The 15873-nt window shown below is 57.4% G+C and carries 16 protein-coding genes; 11 read left to right on the plus strand and 5 right to left on the minus strand.

What is annotated here, in order from left to right; genetic code table 11:
* Positions 1 to 167 precede the first annotated feature (167 nt).
* From pspD to pspA, 4 genes are read right to left on the minus strand one after another with little or no spacing between them, the layout of a single operon-like run.
* Positions 168 to 389 (minus strand): phage shock protein PspD, encoded by a 222-nt coding sequence (gene pspD, locus V1599_RS14470; protein ID WP_395300318.1) that lies wholly within the window; start codon positions 387 to 389, stop codon positions 168 to 170.
* Between the two features lie 12 nt (positions 390 to 401).
* Positions 402 to 761: an envelope stress response membrane protein PspC gene (gene pspC, locus V1599_RS14475; RefSeq protein WP_112011698.1), complete on the minus strand. Its 360-nt coding sequence runs from the start codon at positions 759 to 761 to the stop codon at positions 402 to 404.
* Entirely contained in the window at positions 761 to 985 is a 225-nt protein-coding gene (pspB, locus tag V1599_RS14480; protein ID WP_112011697.1) for an envelope stress response membrane protein PspB, read from the minus strand. The genes pspC and pspB overlap by 1 nt, the downstream gene beginning before the upstream one ends.
* Before the next feature lie 48 nt (positions 986 to 1033).
* Positions 1034 to 1702: a phage shock protein PspA gene (gene pspA / locus V1599_RS14485; protein WP_112011696.1), complete on the minus strand. Its 669-nt coding sequence runs from the start codon at positions 1700 to 1702 to the stop codon at positions 1034 to 1036.
* A gap of 152 nt (positions 1703 to 1854) precedes the next feature.
* Here pspA and pspF point away from each other — a divergent pair, with 152 nt between their 5' ends.
* From pspF to pdeR, 10 genes are all read left to right on the plus strand, one after another.
* Positions 1855 to 2847, plus strand: a complete 993-nt coding sequence (pspF, locus tag V1599_RS14490) for a phage shock protein operon transcriptional activator (RefSeq protein WP_297120844.1) — start codon at positions 1855 to 1857, stop codon at positions 2845 to 2847.
* 88 nt (positions 2848 to 2935) lie between these two features.
* Positions 2936 to 4576 carry an ABC transporter substrate-binding protein SapA gene (gene sapA, locus V1599_RS14495; protein ID WP_395300319.1) on the plus strand — a complete coding sequence of 547 codons (1641 nt, stop codon included), beginning with the start codon at positions 2936 to 2938 and terminating at the stop codon, positions 4574 to 4576.
* Entirely contained in the window at positions 4573 to 5538 is a 966-nt protein-coding gene (sapB, locus tag V1599_RS14500) for a putrescine export ABC transporter permease SapB (protein ID WP_112011693.1), read from the plus strand. Before sapA ends, sapB begins: the two co-directional genes overlap by 4 nt.
* On the plus strand, positions 5525 to 6415 hold the full coding sequence (sapC, locus tag V1599_RS14505; protein ID WP_395300320.1) for a putrescine export ABC transporter permease SapC: 891 nt from the start codon (positions 5525 to 5527) through the stop codon (positions 6413 to 6415). Before sapB ends, sapC begins: the two co-directional genes overlap by 14 nt.
* Positions 6415 to 7407: a peptide ABC transporter ATP-binding protein SapD gene (gene sapD, locus V1599_RS14510; RefSeq protein ID WP_112011691.1), complete on the plus strand. Its 993-nt coding sequence runs from the start codon at positions 6415 to 6417 to the stop codon at positions 7405 to 7407. Before sapC ends, sapD begins: the two co-directional genes overlap by 1 nt.
* A 1-nt stretch (position 7408) precedes the next feature.
* The gene (gene sapF / locus V1599_RS14515; protein ID WP_112011690.1) at positions 7409 to 8215 is read left to right on the plus strand and encodes a putrescine export ABC transporter ATP-binding protein SapF; all 807 of its coding nucleotides are present in this window, start codon (positions 7409 to 7411) and stop codon (positions 8213 to 8215) included.
* 124 nt (positions 8216 to 8339) lie between these two features.
* Positions 8340 to 9128: an enoyl-ACP reductase FabI gene (gene fabI / locus V1599_RS14520; protein WP_112011689.1), complete on the plus strand. Its 789-nt coding sequence runs from the start codon at positions 8340 to 8342 to the stop codon at positions 9126 to 9128.
* A gap of 155 nt (positions 9129 to 9283) precedes the next feature.
* Positions 9284 to 10270: a CMD domain-containing protein gene (locus V1599_RS14525; protein ID WP_395300321.1), complete on the plus strand. Its 987-nt coding sequence runs from the start codon at positions 9284 to 9286 to the stop codon at positions 10268 to 10270.
* Between the two features lie 88 nt (positions 10271 to 10358).
* Positions 10359 to 12293 (plus strand): exoribonuclease II, encoded by a 1935-nt coding sequence (locus V1599_RS14530; RefSeq protein WP_395300322.1) that lies wholly within the window; start codon positions 10359 to 10361, stop codon positions 12291 to 12293.
* A 323-nt stretch (positions 12294 to 12616) separates the two neighbouring features.
* Positions 12617 to 14608, plus strand: coding sequence for a cyclic di-GMP phosphodiesterase (gene pdeR, locus V1599_RS14535; RefSeq protein ID WP_112011727.1), 1992 nt, complete (start codon positions 12617 to 12619; stop codon positions 14606 to 14608).
* On the opposite strand, the gene V1599_RS14540 is transcribed toward pdeR, so the two are convergent.
* Complete coding sequence (locus V1599_RS14540) at positions 14605 to 15474, minus strand: crotonase/enoyl-CoA hydratase family protein (RefSeq protein WP_112011686.1); 870 nt, start codon at positions 15472 to 15474, stop codon at positions 14605 to 14607. The two genes, pdeR and V1599_RS14540, sit on opposite strands and share 4 nt — an antisense overlap.
* A gap of 194 nt (positions 15475 to 15668) precedes the next feature.
* Here V1599_RS14540 and V1599_RS14545 point away from each other — a divergent pair, with 194 nt between their 5' ends.
* A complete protein-coding gene (locus V1599_RS14545) occupies positions 15669 to 15851 on the plus strand; it encodes a hypothetical protein (RefSeq protein WP_112011685.1) in 183 nt (60 codons plus the stop codon).
* The last annotated feature ends 22 nt before the right edge of the window (positions 15852 to 15873 follow it).

A 15873-nucleotide genomic window follows, 5' to 3' on the forward strand; every position in this document is an offset into this window, starting at 1 on the left:
CAGGATAAATATCTGTCAACGGACCAGGGGTAAGAAAACGGCTATTGCAAAGCAGTGCAAATCATTAATGTGAGCTGCCGCAAAGAAAGGGATCGTCGGGGCGAAAAAAAGCGGGGGCGACAGGCGCTTGCCGGGGGCAATAAGAACGCCTGTCGGATAAAGAGGGTTTAGGACATATAGCGGCGGGAAACGCGTTTTGCCAGCTTTTGCAGCATCGGCTCCAGCGCAACGGCCAGCAGCATTCTGAGCGGCTTACGGGCAACAGATTTTATCGCCCAGCCCGCTACGCCGGCAGGGCCATAGCGCAATGCCGTCAGCAGGACCAGTTTACCTGCGATTTTCAGGCCGGGCTTTACCTTCTGACCGGCCTGTTGCCAGTGTTTATTCATTTGCATTCTCTCTTAAAGCTGACGAAAACGGCTTCTCAGCGTAAAGGTGTCGGACGTGACGTAGCGTTCCATTTCACGCAGGCGGGTCTCCCCTGCGGCCAGCTCCGCGTCTACGGCATTCAGCAGATCGCTGCTGGTCGGCTTCCCTTCGGCATCCAGCTCGCCTTCCGGCATCGGATCGAGCACAAAGGATAAGACCACGTAAGCCACCAGCGTGATAAACGCCAGCCCGAAGAAAATGGACAATACCGTCACCACGCGCACCAGCTTTACCGGCACGTCCAGATAGTGAGCAAGCCCGGCGCATACGCCGCGAACCATGCCCTGCTGCGGTATCCGCCACAGCTTTTTATTCAGATTGAGACCAGCCATTAACGATCCCTCCAGTTCGGGTGTTCCGCATCCAGGATGGCTTCCAGCGCCTGAATGCGCTCGCGCATTTTTTTTGCTTCATCGGACAGCTGCACCAGACGCTGCTGTTCACTTTGCGAAAGATCGCCGCGTGCGGACCGGTTGCTATAGTGCAGCCATAACCAGATCGGCAAAACGAACAGCACGAAAATGGTCAGGGGAATAGCCAGAAAAAGCGCGCTCATGTGTACTCCTTGTCTTGCGTGGCGGCACCTGCGGTGCCGCTTAAATTATTATTGGTTGTCTTGCTTCATTTTGGCTTTCAGCGCGGCCAGCTGTTCGCTGATTTCATCATCCGCTTTCAGGTCAGCAAACTGCTGATCCAGCGTTTTTTGTTTGCCGATGCCGTGGCTTTCGGCTTCCGCTTCCATCTGATCGATGCGGCGCTCGAAGGATTCAAAGCGTGCCATCGCTTCGTCCAGCTTGCCGCTGTCGAGCTGGCGACGCACGTCGCGAGAAGAGCTAGCAGCCTGATGGCGCAGCGTAAGCGCCTGCTGTCGGGCGCGGGTTTCGCTAAGCTTGTTTTCCAGCTCGCCGATCTCTTTCTTCATGCGTGTCAGCGTATCATCGACCAGCGTGACCTCATGCTCCAGCGCGGCGACCATATCCACCAGCTTCTGTTTTTCAATCAGCGCAGCGCGCGCCAGATCTTCTTTATCCTTACGCAGCGCCAGTTCGGCCTTTTCCTGCCATTCCTCACGCTGGGCAGTGGCCTGCTCAATGCGGCGCGACAGCTGTTTTTTCTCAGCCAGCGCGCGGGCAGACGTTGAACGTACTTCAACCAGCGTGTCTTCCATTTCCTGAATCATCAGGCGCACCAGCTTCTGTGGGTCTTCCGCTTTCTCCAGCAGCGAGTTGATGTTGGCGTTCACGATGTCGGCAAAACGAGAAAAAATACCCATAATCTAATCCTCTTCATTTCTGTTATCGGGCGATGCCCTGCTGAACAGGTAATACAATCTCCGTGCCAACTTTTTATCTTGTTGATTTATAAGATAGTGATTGATTTATCACCGCCGACGCTCTACATTCACCTGGTGAATATCACTACGGAGTGGTTAATTTCATCATGGCAGAATACAAAGATAACCTCCTGGGCGAAGCCAACAGCTTTCTCGAAGTGCTGGAGCAGGTTTCCCGCCTTGCCCCGCTGAATAAGCCCGTGCTGATTATCGGCGAGCGCGGCACCGGTAAAGAGCTGATTGCCAACCGGCTTCACTTTTTATCCGGGCGCTGGGACGGCCCTTTTATCTCGCTCAACTGCGCCGCGCTGAACGAAAACCTGCTCGATACCGAACTCTTCGGCCATGAGGCCGGCGCCTTTACCGGCGCGCAAAAGCGCCATCCGGGCCGCTTTGAGCGCGCCGACGGCGGCACGCTGTTCCTCGACGAGCTGGCGACCGCCCCGATGCTGGTGCAGGAAAAGCTGCTGCGCGTCATTGAATACGGCGAGCTGGAGCGCGTGGGCGGCAGCCAGCCTTTGCAGGTCAACGTGCGCCTGGTCTGCGCCACCAACGCCAATTTGCCGGAGATGGTGGCGGAAAATACGTTCCGGGCCGATCTCCTCGATCGCCTCGCGTTTGACGTTGTGCAGCTTCCTCCCCTGCGCGAGCGCCGCAGCGACATCATGCTGCTTGCCGAACAGTTCGCCATACAGATGTGCCGCGAGCTCGGCCTGCCGCTTTTTCCCGGCTTCAGCGAGCGTGCAACCGAAACGCTTCTCGAATACCGCTGGCCGGGCAATATTCGCGAGCTGAAAAACGTGGTTGAACGCTCTGTCTATCGCCACGCCAGCAGCGAAACGGAGCTGGATGACATTATTATCGATCCCTTCAGGCGCGAGCCGCAGCCCGTGCAGAAAACCGCGGCAGCATCGAATGCCCCTTCGCTTCCGCTGGATTTGCGTGAGTTTCAGCACCAGCAGGAACAGCAGCTTCTGGAGCAGAGCCTTAAGGCGGCAAAATATAACCAGAAGCGGGCGGCTGAACTGCTGGGCCTGACCTACCATCAATTAAGGGCATTGCTCAAAAAACATCAAATGCGCTGACATAATCAGCACTTACCCCCAGACATTTTTACGAATCAGGCGTAAGTGCGATACACTTTGCAGATCGAACCTAAAAACCTTAATAAATATGCGCCTGGTTTTATCGTCCCTTTTTGCATTCGGTCTGTTCAGCAACCTGGCTTTTGCTGCGCCAGAGCCTGTTTCGCTGCCTGATATTCGCGACAGCGGCTTCGTCTACTGCGTCAGCGGGCAGGTTGATACTTTTAACCCGCAAAAAGCGGGCAGCGGCCTGATTGTCGACACCCTCGCCGCGCAGCTCTACGATCGCCTGCTGGATGTTGACCCTTACACCTATCGCCTGGTCCCGGAGCTTGCCGAAAGCTGGGAGGTGCTGGACAACGGCGCCACCTACCGTTTCCACCTGCGCAGCGACGTCGCCTTTCAGCACACGCCGTGGTTCACCCCCACCCGCAGGCTGAACGCAGACGACGTGGTGTTTACCTTCGAACGCATCTTTAACCGCAGCCACCCGTGGCACAACGTTAACGGCGGAAACTTCCCCTACTTCGACAGCCTGCAGTTTGCCGACACCGTGAAAAGCGTGCGCAAGCTGGACAATCACACGGTTGAATTCCGCCTGGCGCACCCGGACGCCTCGTTCCTGTGGCATCTTGCAACCCACTACGCCTCGGTGATGTCAGCTGAATATGCCGCGAAGCTCACGAAGATCGATCGTCAGGAGCTGCTCGATCGCCAGCCCGTCGGAACCGGGCCGTTTCAGGTCGCCGACTATCGCGCCGGTCAATACATTCGTCTGCAGCGCCACGAGCACTTCTGGCGAGGCAGCCCGCTGATGCCGCAGGTAGTCGTCGATTTAGGCTCTGGCGGCACGGGGCGTTTGTCCAAGCTGCTTACCGGGGAATGCGATGTGCTCGCATGGCCTGCTGCCAGCCAGCTCAGCATTCTGCGCGACGATCCGCGCCTGCGCCTGACGCTGCGCCCCGGCATGAACATTGCCTATCTGGCCTTCAATACCGATAAGCCGCCGTTGAACAACCCCGCGGTGCGCCACGCGCTGGCGCTGGCGATCAACAATCAGCGGCTGATGCAGTCGATCTATTACGGCACGGCAGAAACGGCCGCCTCTATTTTGCCGCGCGCGTCCTGGGCTTACGACGGTGAGGCTAAAATTACGGAGTACAACCCGGCAAAAGCGCGCGAGCAGCTTAAGGCGCTGGGGGCAGAAAACCTCACGCTGCAGCTGTGGGTGCCTACCAGCTCGCAGGCGTGGAACCCAAGCCCGCTAAAAACGGCTGAGCTGCTGCAGGCCGACATGGCGCAGGTAGGCGTTAGGGTGGTTATCGTTCCGGTTGAGGGTCGTTTCCAGGAGGCGCGCCTGATGGATATGAATCATGATTTAACCCTCACCGGCTGGGCGACCGACAGTAACGACCCGGACAGCTTCTTCCGTCCGCTGCTGAGCTGCGCGGCGATCAACTCCCAGACCAACTACGCCCACTGGTGCAACCGCGAGTTTGATTCGGTGCTGCAAAAAGCGCTTGCCACGCAGCAGCTTGCCGCGCGCATCGACGCCTACGACGAGGCGCAAAACATTTTGGCCCGCGAGCTTCCGGTGCTGCCGCTGGCCTCTTCCCTGCGTCTTCAGGCCTATCGCTATGATATTAAAGGCCTGGTGCTAAGCCCATTCGGCAACGCCTCCTTCGCGGGCGTCTCGCGGGAAAAAGAACAAGAGGTGAAAAAGCCATGATCATTTTTACCTTGCGCCGCCTCCTGCTGCTGCTGGTCACGCTCTTTTTGCTGACGTTCGTCGGCTTTAGCCTGAGCTATTTTACGCCGCACGCGCCGCTGCAGGGCTCATCGCTTTGGGACGCCTGGCTTTTCTGGTTTACGGGCCTGCTGCACTGGGACTTCGGCGTGTCCAGCATCAACGGACAGCTGATTTCCGAACAGCTAAAAGAGGTTTTCCCGGCGACCATGGAGCTGTGCATCCTGGCGTTTGGTTTTGCCCTGATGGTCGGTATTCCGGTGGGCATGCTGGCGGGCATTTACCGCAATAAATGGCAGGACAAGTTCATTAGCGCCCTGGCGCTGCTTGGCTTTTCGATCCCCGTATTCTGGCTGGCGCTGCTGCTGACGCTTTTCTTCTCGCTGACGCTGGGCTGGCTGCCGGTGTCTGGCCGTTTTGACCTGCTGTATACGGTCAAAACGGTGACCGGGTTCTCGGTGATTGACGCCTGGCTTTCCGATTCTGTCTGGCGTCACGAAATGATCGTGAGCGCCTTGCGCCACCTGGTGCTGCCGGTGCTGACCCTCGCCGTCGCGCCGACGACCGAAGTCGTTCGCCTGATGCGCATCAGCACGATCGAGGTGTTCGACCAGAACTACGTGAAGGCGGCCGCCACGCGCGGACTCTCGCGCCTGACGATTTTGCGACGCCACGTCCTGCACAACGCCCTGCCGCCGGTGATCCCGCGCCTGGGGCTACAATTTTCCACCATGCTGACGCTGGCCATGATCACCGAAATGGTCTTCAGCTGGCCGGGGCTTGGGCGCTGGATGATTAACGCGATCCGCCAGCAGGACTACGCCGCCATCTCCGCAGGCGTGATGGTGATTGGCTCGCTGGTGATAATTGTGAACGTGATTTCCGATATTTTGGGTGCCATGGCAAACCCGCTGAAGCATAAGGAATGGTATGCCCTACGATAGCGTATACAGTGAAAAGCGCACGCCCGGCGCGCTGCGCACCGTGTGGCGTAAATTCTATGGTGATACGACGGCGATGATCGGCCTGTACGGCTGCGCCGGTCTGGCTCTGCTGTGCGTCTTTGGCTCGTGGTTTGCGCCCTACGGCATTGACCAGCAGTTCCTCGGCTATCAGCTGTTGCCGCCGTCGTGGTCGCGCTACGGCGAGGTGTCGTTTTTCCTCGGTACGGACGATCTCGGGCGCGACGTGCTGAGCCGCCTGCTGAGCGGCGCGGCGCCAACGGTCGGCGGCGCGTTTATCGTTACGCTGGCGGCGACGGCGTGTGGCCTGGCGCTGGGCATTTTCGCGGGCTCAACCCACGGCCTGCGCTCGGCGGTGCTTAACCATATTTTGGACACTCTGCTCTCTATTCCATCCCTGCTGCTGGCGATCATCGTCGTGGCGTTTGCGGGGCCGCATTTGTCCCACGCGATGTTTGCGGTCTGGCTGGCTATCCTGCCCCGCCTGGTGCGCTCGGTATATAGCCTGGTGCATGACGAGCTGGAGAAAGAGTACGTTGTCGCCGCGCGCCTGGACGGCGCGACCACGTCCAACATTCTGTGGTTTGCGGTGCTGCCCAATATCGCTGCGGGGCTGGTCACGGAGATCACGCGCGCGCTGTCGATGGCGATCCTGGACATCGCCGCGCTCGGGTTCCTCGACCTGGGGGCGCAGCTGCCCTCACCTGAGTGGGGCGCAATGCTCGGCGACGCGCTGGAGCTGATTTACGTCGCGCCGTGGACGGTCATGCTGCCCGGCGCCGCGATTATGATCAGCGTCCTTCTCGTCAATCTGCTGGGCGACGGTATCCGCCGCGCAATCAATGCGGGGGTGGAATAATGCCGTTACTGGATATCCGCAATCTCACGATCGAGTTTAAAACCGGCGAAGGCTGGGTAAAAGCCGTAGACCGCATCAGCATTACTCTGGCTGAGGGCGAGATTCGCGGCCTCGTGGGGGAATCAGGCTCCGGCAAGAGCCTGATCGCCAAAGCCATTTGCGGCGTGGCGAAAGATAACTGGCGCGTCACGGCTGACCGCATGCGCTTCGATGATATCGACCTGCTGCGCCTCTCCCCCCGCGAGCGGCGCAAGCTGGTGGGCCACAACGTTTCGATGATTTTCCAGGAGCCGCAGTCCTGTCTTGACCCGTCGGAGCGCGTTGGCAAACAGCTGATGCAAAACATTCCCGGATGGACCTATAAAGGCCGCTGGTGGCAGCGCCTTGGATGGCGCAAGCGTCGCGCCATTGAGCTGCTGCACCGCGTCGGGATAAAAGATCATAAAGACGCGATGCGCAGTTTTCCCTATGAGCTGACCGACGGCGAATGTCAGAAGGTAATGATTGCCATCGCACTGGCGAATCAGCCGCGTCTGCTGATTGCGGATGAGCCGACCAACGCGATGGAGCCCACTACGCAGGCGCAGATTTTCCGCCTGCTGACGCGGCTTAACCAGAACAACAACACCACCATTTTGCTGATCAGCCATGACCTGCAGATGCTGAGCAAATGGGCGGATAAAATCGACGTTATGTACTGTGGTCAAACGGTAGAAACGGCGGGCAGTGAAGATCTGGTGACCATCCCCCATCACCCGTATACCCAGGCGCTGATCCGCGCGATACCCGATTTTGGCAGCGCGATGCCGCATAAAAGCCGCCTGAACACGCTGCCGGGGGCCATTCCTCTGCTGGAATCGCTGCCGATCGGCTGCCGTCTGGGGCCGCGCTGCCCGTATGCTCAGCGTAAATGCATAGAGACTCCGCGCCTGACGGGCGCGAAAAACCATCTTTACGCCTGTCATTTCCCGCTGAACATGGAGAGAGAGTGAAATGGTCGAAACGTTACTGGAAGTGCGCAACCTGAGTAAGACCTTTCGCTACCGCACCGGCCTGTTTCACCGCCAGACCGTGGAGGCCGTTAAGCCGCTGAGCTTTATGCTGCGCGAGAAACAGACGCTGGCGATCATCGGCGAGAACGGTTCGGGAAAATCTACGCTCGCGAAAATGCTCGCCGGCATGGTGGAGCCGACCGGCGGCGAAGTGCTGATCGACGATCGTCCGCTGACCTTCGGCGACTACTCGTTCCGCAGCCAGCGTATCCGCATGATCTTCCAGGACCCGTCAACGTCGCTCAACCCGCGCCAGCGCATCTCGCAGATCCTGGATTTCCCGCTGCGGCTGAATACAGACCTGGAACCGGAGGCGCGCCGCAAGCGCATCGTCGAGACGCTGCGCCTGGTGGGGCTGCTGCCGGATCACGTCAGCTATTATCCCCACATGCTGGCCCCGGGGCAGAAACAGCGCCTGGGCCTGGCGCGCGCGCTGATCCTGCGCCCGAAGGTGATTATTGCCGACGAGGCCCTTGCCTCCCTGGATATGTCGATGCGTTCGCAGTTAATTAACCTGATGCTGGAGCTGCAGGAAAAACAGGGTATCTCTTATATCTACGTGACCCAGCATCTCGGCATGATGAAGCACATCAGCGACCAGGTGCTCGTAATGCACCAGGGTGAAGTGGTGGAGCGCGGAAGCACCGCGGATGTCCTCGCCTCTCCGCTGCACGACCTGACCAAACGGCTTATTGCCGGACATTTTGGTGAAGCATTGACCGCCGATGCGTGGCGAAAAGATCGATAAGCGCGCGTCAGCAGAGTGGTCGGATTAACTAAGCGCGCGACACGTGATATTATCGCCGCGTTTTAACGACGATTGTCCCCATATGATGACGGTCGCCACAACAATGAATATAAGGATTAAAGCTATGGGTTTTCTTTCCGGTAAGCGCATTCTGGTGACCGGTGTTGCCAGCAAACTGTCCATCGCATACGGCATCGCACAGGCTATGCACCGCGAAGGCGCCGAGCTGGCATTCACCTACCAGAACGACAAGCTGAAAGGCCGTGTTGAAGAGTTTGCCGCACAGCTGGGTTCCAGCATCATTCTGGAATGTGACGTTGCACAAGACGAAAGCATTGATGCGATGTTCGCAGAGCTGGGCAAAACCTGGGAGAAATTCGACGGTTTCGTTCACTCCATCGGCTTCGCGCCTGGCGACCAGCTGGACGGCGACTACGTGAACGCGGTAACCCGTGATGGCTTCAAAATCGCGCACGACATCAGCTCCTACAGCTTCGTGGCGATGGCAAAAGCTTGCCGCTCCATGCTGAACCCGGGCTCAGCGCTGCTGACCCTGTCCTACCTGGGCGCAGAGCGTGCTATCCCTAACTATAACGTTATGGGCTTGGCAAAAGCGTCTCTGGAAGCCAACGTGCGCTATATGGCGAACGCAATGGGTCCAGAAGGCGTGCGTGTTAACGCCATCTCCGCGGGTCCAATCCGTACCCTGGCGGCGTCCGGTATCAAAGATTTCCGTAAAATGCTGGCGCATTGCGAAGCGGTTACGCCGATTCGTCGTACCGTTACCATCGAAGACGTCGGTAACTCTGCTGCATTCCTGTGCTCCGACCTTTCCGCGGGTATCTCCGGCGAAGTGGTTCACGTTGACGGCGGCTTCAACATCGCTGCAATGAACGAGCTGGAAATTAAATAAGCATGACGGCTCTCTTCCCGCCCGGGAAGAGAGTTTTCCCTCCCCCGTCTTTCTCCGTTATTCCGTTCTGCTATTTGTTATCACCTAACAATATTTTTCCCCTTAGCCCCCATGCGCCAGGATATTGATCGCCAATTTGAGATCAAGGAACGCCCATGGAACAGCGCCGCTTTTCCGGCAAAGGCCACTGGTATCATGAAACGCAGTCAAATCACGCGCAGGCGGACGTCCTGCCTCTGGTGCCCGAAGCCGCTAACGTCGAAGACCGTTTTTTGCTCGATTTAGCGTTACCCGAAAAGATTTTGGCGCAGTGTGGCGGATGGCTGACGCCTGCCAGAAGCCTGTGCCATCAGCTCTTTCCCCTGACGACACCCGTAACACGGCTGCACACCCTCAGCGCGTACGATCGGCTCAGCAGCGCGCTGACGGTTGCCCAAGCCTGCGGCGTTCAGCGGCTGTGTAATCACTACGCCGCCCTGCTTGCCCCGCTTCCCGGCCCTGACTCCTCCCGTGAAAGCAATCGACGCCTCGCGCAAATCACCCAGTATGCCCGCCAGCTTGCCTGTACGCCGGACGTTATCGATCAAAAAGCCCTGCAGCAGCTTGATGAGGTGGGCCTTACCCTCTACGACGCGGTGCTCATTAACCAAATCATCGGCTTTATCGGCTTCCAGGCGCGCACGGTAGCCGTGTTTCAGGCCCTGCTGGGCTATTCCGTACGCTGGTTACCCGGCCACCATATCCAGCCGCATACTCTTCCGAACGGCAACGTCAGCGGGCAACCGATTCTGCCGGCGGTTGAAATACGCTTTGCCAGCGCGCACCAGCTGGAGTCTTTGGCTCGCTGGCAGGCGGCACCTGCGCTGCAAAGGATAGCGCCAGTGCTTTGCCATCAGCCCGCGCTTCTGGACCTGACGGGCGCGCTTTTGAGCCAGCTTGAAGATGAAACGCCGCCAAACCTCCCGACGCTGGCCGCCGCCGTTGAGCTGCTGACCCGCTCTCCGGACAGGTTTAGCGCCGCGCAGTTTACGCCCTTAACGGAGGCCGGGCTGACGGCAGCCAGCGCGATCAATTTACTCGTCAAAAGCGCGTTTGACGGCTGGCTTGACCGCCTGAGCGTCGCAATCTGCAACGCAGAATAACCGTACTATTTACCCAAAGAGCGCTTGCTGTAGCAGTGAGATTCGCGTAAAACTGTCAGCCGCTCAATGGCTACGAAAATAGAACATTATGTTTCAGGACAACCCGCTGCTAGCGCAGCTTAAACAGCAACTGCATTCCCAGACGCCGCGTGCAGAAGGGGTCGTAAAAGCCACGGAAAAGGGCTTTGGCTTCCTGGAAGTTGACGGGCAGAAAAGTTACTTCATCCCGCCTCCGCAGATGAAGAAAGTGATGCACGGCGATCGCATCACGGCCGTGATTCACACCGAGAAGGAACGCGAGTCCGCCGAGCCGGAAGCGTTAATCGAGCCGTTCCTGACGCGCTTTGTCGGCAAGGTCACGCGCAAAGACGATCGTCTTTCTATCGTGCCGGATCATCCCCTGCTGAAAGACGCTATTCAGTGCCGCGCGGCGCGCGGCGTTGAGCATGATTTTAAGGATGGTGACTGGGCCGTTGCTGAAATGCGCCGTCATCCTCTGAAGGGCGATCGCGGTTTTTATGCCGAATTAACCCAGTTCATCACCTTCGGCGATGACCACTTCGTGCCGTGGTGGGTCACCCTCGCCCGTCACAACCTCGAGAAAGAAGCGCCAAACGGCGTAGCGACCGAGATGCAGGACGAAGGGCTGACGCGTGAAGATCTCACCGCGCTGGATTTTGTCACCATCGACAGCGCCAGCACCGAAGACATGGACGACGCGCTGTACGCGCAAGAGCTTGCCGACGGCAAGCTGCAGCTGACCGTCGCGATTGCCGATCCGACCGCGTGGATCGCCGAGGGCAGCAAGCTGGACGAAATGGCCAAAGTGCGTTCGTTCACCAACTACCTTCCCGGCTTTAATATTCCGATGCTGCCGCGCGAGCTGTCTGACGACCTTTGCTCCCTGCGCCCTAACGAAGTCCGCCCGGCGCTGGCGTGCCGCATGACCGTAGCCGCCGACGGCACGATTGAAGACGATATTCACTTCTTCGCCGCCACCATCGAATCGAAAGCCAAACTGGTTTACGACGAGGTTTCTGACTGGCTGGAAAACACCGGTAGCTGGCAGCCAGAATCTGACGCCATTGCCGCGCAAATTCGCCTGCTGCACCGCATCTGCCTGAACCGCAGCGAGTGGCGCAAAACCCACGCCCTGGTCTTTAAAGATCGCCCTGATTATCGCTTCGTGCTGGGCGAGAAAGGTGAAGTTCTGAATATCGTCGCTGAACCGCGCCGCATCGCGAACCGCATCGTTGAAGAAGCCATGATTTCTGCCAATATTTGCGCTGCACGCGTGCTGCGCGACAAATTAGGCTTCGGCATTTACAACGTGCATACCGGTTTTGACCCGGCGAACACCGAGGCGCTGGCCGCCCTGCTGAAAACCCACGACGTGCACGTCGATCCGGAAGAAGTGCTAACGCTAGAGGGCTTCTGCAAGCTGCGCCGAGAGCTGGATGCTCAGCCATCGGGCTTCCTCGACAGCCGCATTCGTCGTTTCCAGTCCTTTGCGGAAATCAGTACCGAGCCAGGCCCGCACTTTGGCCTCGGCCTCGAAGCGTACGCGACCTGGACCTCCCCTATCCGCAAGTATGGCGATATGGTTAACCACCGCCTGCTGAAGGCGATCGTCAAGGGCGAGACGGCTTCGCGTCCGCAGGATGACACGACCGTGCAAATGGCAGAGCGCCGCCGCCTGAACCGCATGGCTGAACGCGATGTGGGTGACTGGCTGTATGCGCGCTTCCTGAACGACAAAGCAGGGAGCGATGCCCGCTTCCCGGCTGAAATCATTGATATCAGCCGCGGCGGCATGCGCGTACGCCTGGTGGATAACGGTGCCGTTGCCTTTATTCCTGCCCCGTTCCTGCATGCCGTGCGCGACGAGATGGTCTGTAGCCAGGAAAACGGTACGGTACAAATCAAAGGCGAAACGGTTTACAAAGTTACCGACGTGATTGACGTAAACATCGCAGAAGTCCGCATGGAAACCCGCAGCATTATCGCACGCCCCGCCGCCTGACGGGTGTTTACGCCGCAGGTCATTTCTGCATGAAATGGCCTGCGCATCCTCCTTTTAATACCCTCAGCTTAAACATCCTTTTTCTTACTATTTTCCCGCTTTCCTCACCCAATTTCGCCAGAATTATCTACAGTAAAAGAGTCGTGCTGTATTCGCTTATGTGAATTTTTATACACAATATATTCTTTGCGATCAGATACGCTTTTATTCCATAACCTCGTCAAATCCAAGACGTTTACATCGGAACCGACGACGTTTTGCTGCGGAAAAGCCGATTATAAATGAATAATTTTTTGCGCTAATGAGTAGGTATGGGTGAAAAGATGATGGACGAGTTGGAACAAAATTTGCTGTTTCGATACATGGGAACGCACAGCCCATGGTGGCGGCTTACCGCTGACAGTAACGCTCTCCATTTGGCCGCCAGCGAGCGGGCCGATGCGATTCAGGTGGTTGCGCTGGATGACGAGCAGGCTGACCAGATCCGCCAGCTCACCGTCATTACCTCCAGCATTACCCTGACGCTGTCCCTGTACGGCGCCGACGTCCCGATTCATCTCGTCGGCCGCAAAATCAACAAAAAGGAATGGGCCGGTACGGCATCGGCCTGGAACGATACCCCTTCCGTTGCGCGCGACCTGGTGCAAGGCCTCTCCTTTGCCGAACAGGTGGTTTCTGAGGCCAACTCCGTCATTGTCATCCTCGATCAGCACGGGAATATCCAGCGCTTTAACCGCCTGAGCGAAGAGTATACGGGCCTGAAAGAGCAGGAAGTGATCGGCCAAAACGTCTTCAAACTGTTTATGAGCCGCAGCGAAGCCACGGCGTCAAAACGCAATATCGCCGGTTTTTTTCGCAACGGCAGCTCTTACGAAGTTGAACGCTGGGTGAAAACGCGCAAGGGACAGCGGCTTTTCCTTTTCAGAAATAAGTTCGTTCACAGCGGCAGCGGAAAGAATGAAATTTTTCTGATCTGTTCCGGGACGGATATTACCGAAGAACGCCGCGCCCAGGAGCGCCTGCGGGTGCTCGCCAACACCGACACCATTACCGGCTTACCCAACCGCAACGCCATCCACGAGCTAATTTCCGATGCCATCGCCGCCCGCGGTGATACGCAGCTTGGCGTGGTGTATCTCGATCTGGACAACTTCAAAAAGGTTAACGATGCCTACGGGCATATGTTCGGCGATCAGCTCCTGCAGGCGGTTGCGCTTGCCATTCTGAGCTGTCTTGATCAGGGGCAAACGCTGGCGCGCCTCGGCGGCGACGAATTTATCGTGATGGCCACGGATACGTCGCAAGGCTCGCTGGAAGCCATGGCCTCACGTATCCTGACCCGCCTGCGTCAGCCCTTCCGCATCGGTCTTATCGAAATTTATACGGGATGCTCGTTAGGGATTGCCCTTGCCCCTCAGCACGGTAACGATCGCGAAAGCGTCATTCGCAACGCCGACACGGCAATGTACACGGCCAAAGAGAACGGCAGAGGGAAATTTTGCGTCTTCTCCCCCGAGATGAACCAGCGCGTATTTGAATATCTCTGGCTGGATACCAACCTGCGCAAGGCGCTGGATAACGATCAGCTGCTGATTCACTACCAGCCCAAAATGACCTGGCGCGGCGAGGTCAGAAGCCTGGAAGCCCTGGTGCGGTGGCAGTCTCCCGAGCGCGGCCTGATCCCGCCGCTGGAGTTTATTTCGTATGCCGAGGAGTCTGGCCTGATCGTTCCCCTGGGGCGCTGGGTCATGCTCGACGTTGTCCGCCAGGTCGCGAAATGGCGCGATAAGGGTATCAATCTGCGCGTGGCGGTGAACGTTTCTGCCCGCCAGCTGGCCGACCAGACCATATTCAGCGATCTCAAGCAGGCGCTGAAGGATTTGCGCTTTGAATACTGCCCGATCGACGTTGAGCTCACCGAAAGCTGCCTTATTGAAAACGAAGAGCTGGCGCTTTCCGTGATCCAGCAGTTTAGCCAGCTGGGGGCGCAAATTCACCTCGATGATTTTGGCACGGGATATTCTTCCCTGTCACAGCTGGCGCGCTTCCCTATTGACGCCATTAAGCTCGATCAGTCGTTTGTGCGGGAGATTCATAAGCAGCCCATTTCGCAGTCGCTGGTACGCGCCATTGTTGCGGTCGCGCAGGCGTTAAACCTGCAGGTCATTGCAGAGGGCGTGGAGAGCGCAAAAGAAGACGCCTTTCTGACGAAGAATGGCGTCAACGAACGGCAGGGATTTCTGTTTGCTAAGCCGATGCCCGCTGCCGCATTCGAGCGATGGCTTAAGCGGTATCAGTCAAGAAAGATGCGCTAGCTGGCTTTGCGCAGTCCCGACGCGCGGTGGCGGTTTTGCAGCATCACCAGACGCTCCATATAGGCTATGTCTTTGGGTTCAAGATAAAAGGCCGCGTCAACCCAATCTTCCGTAATGTCCATCAGCTCGCTGCGGGGCAATTGTAAAACGCGCGTCCGGGCGCGCAGCATGGCTCTTACGCCGTTCATCTTTGGGATCAGCGTGTCGATGAACGTGCGCACGGCCACGGAGCTTTGACCGGGTTCAAACAGAACGTCGACTAACCCATGCTGTTCGTACCATTCCGCGGTATGTGATTCCCCTTTATAGATAAGCTCCTCCGCCAGCTTCATGCCGGAACGGCGCGCAACCAGCGAATATCCCCCCATGCCGGGAAATAGGTTAAAGGCAATTTCAGGAAACCCTAAGCGAGCATCGCGCTGCGCCAGTACGAAATGGTGCGCCAGCGCGGCCTCAAATCCGCCGCCCAGCGCGCTGCCTTCGACCATGGCCAGCGAAATAGCCCCGGTGTCGAAACCGCGCGACGCCGCGTGTACGCAATCCACGCAGGCGCGCGCGTAGGCCCGCAGCGCCTCGCGGCGTTTGTTTTGAATGCACTCTACGAAAAACTGTAAGTCCCCTCCCGTATTGTAGATATCCGGCACCAGCGATCCGGTAACCCAAAAGTCGACAATAAAACTTGACTGGCGCACCAGCCAGGAGAGATTCATGATCTCTTCAATAAGCGCGTGGTTGAAGCAGGGGCGCGGCTGCGCGCGAAGCATCATCCAGACGGTATGACGCTCCTCTTCATAATACCCCGCCAGCTGGGTAAAACGTTCAGTATCGGTAAACAGTGTACAGGTTGCTTGGTTGATTACGGTCATGGTCTAATTCCTCATATAAAAAAGCGCGTTGCGCGCTTTTTTAGACTAATCCACGGGTTAAGACCGCATCGCGGGAGTGGCTAGATTTATCACTTTCATTTATGTCATTTGGTTATTGCATTTTTTCCCTTCTCTTTTGAACCTATTTTCTGCATCATTGAAAATATTCACTTTTCGCTCCCGGGGGGACGATTATGCCTAACATTGACTCATCTGCTGTGGCACAACGTATTGATACCGTGCTGGATATTCTTGTCGCGGGTGATTACCAGTCTGCAATTCGCAATCTTGAAATTTTGAAATCTGAGTTACTTGCGCAGCATGACAGCAGCGCCCCTTCAGAAAATGCACAGCCAAAAGCCCCGTGGGAAGTGTAACCACCCTGTTTTCGACCTCTCG

Source organism: Enterobacter sp. ECC-175 (assembly GCF_043968675.1).
Taxonomy (GTDB): Bacteria; Pseudomonadota; Gammaproteobacteria; order Enterobacterales; family Enterobacteriaceae; genus Enterobacter.

Bases quoted from the DNA above. Each gene is read 5' to 3' on its own strand.
- pspD (WP_395300318.1), bottom strand. From the start codon at position 389: ATGAATAAACACTGGCAACAGGCCGGTCAGAAGGTAAAGCCCGGCCTG.
- pspC (WP_112011698.1), bottom strand. From the start codon at position 761: ATGGCTGGTCTCAATCTGAATAAAAAGCTGTGGCGGATACCGCAGCAG.
- pspB (WP_112011697.1), bottom strand. From the start codon at position 985: ATGAGCGCGCTTTTTCTGGCTATTCCCCTGACCATTTTCGTGCTGTTC.
- pspA (WP_112011696.1), bottom strand. From the start codon at position 1,702: ATGGGTATTTTTTCTCGTTTTGCCGACATCGTGAACGCCAACATCAAC.
- sapA (WP_395300319.1), top strand. From the start codon at position 2,936: ATGCGCCTGGTTTTATCGTCCCTTTTTGCATTCGGTCTGTTCAGCAAC.
- sapB (WP_112011693.1), top strand. From the start codon at position 4,573: ATGATCATTTTTACCTTGCGCCGCCTCCTGCTGCTGCTGGTCACGCTC.
- sapC (WP_395300320.1), top strand. From the start codon at position 5,525: ATGCCCTACGATAGCGTATACAGTGAAAAGCGCACGCCCGGCGCGCTG.
- sapD (WP_112011691.1), top strand. From the start codon at position 6,415: ATGCCGTTACTGGATATCCGCAATCTCACGATCGAGTTTAAAACCGGC.
- sapF (WP_112011690.1), top strand. From the start codon at position 7,409: ATGGTCGAAACGTTACTGGAAGTGCGCAACCTGAGTAAGACCTTTCGC.
- fabI (WP_112011689.1), top strand. From the start codon at position 8,340: ATGGGTTTTCTTTCCGGTAAGCGCATTCTGGTGACCGGTGTTGCCAGC.
- V1599_RS14525 (WP_395300321.1), top strand. From the start codon at position 9,284: ATGGAACAGCGCCGCTTTTCCGGCAAAGGCCACTGGTATCATGAAACG.
- V1599_RS14530 (WP_395300322.1), top strand. From the start codon at position 10,359: ATGTTTCAGGACAACCCGCTGCTAGCGCAGCTTAAACAGCAACTGCAT.
- pdeR (WP_112011727.1), top strand. From the start codon at position 12,617: ATGATGGACGAGTTGGAACAAAATTTGCTGTTTCGATACATGGGAACG.
- V1599_RS14540 (WP_112011686.1), bottom strand. From the start codon at position 15,474: ATGACCGTAATCAACCAAGCAACCTGTACACTGTTTACCGATACTGAA.
- V1599_RS14545 (WP_112011685.1), top strand. From the start codon at position 15,669: ATGCCTAACATTGACTCATCTGCTGTGGCACAACGTATTGATACCGTG.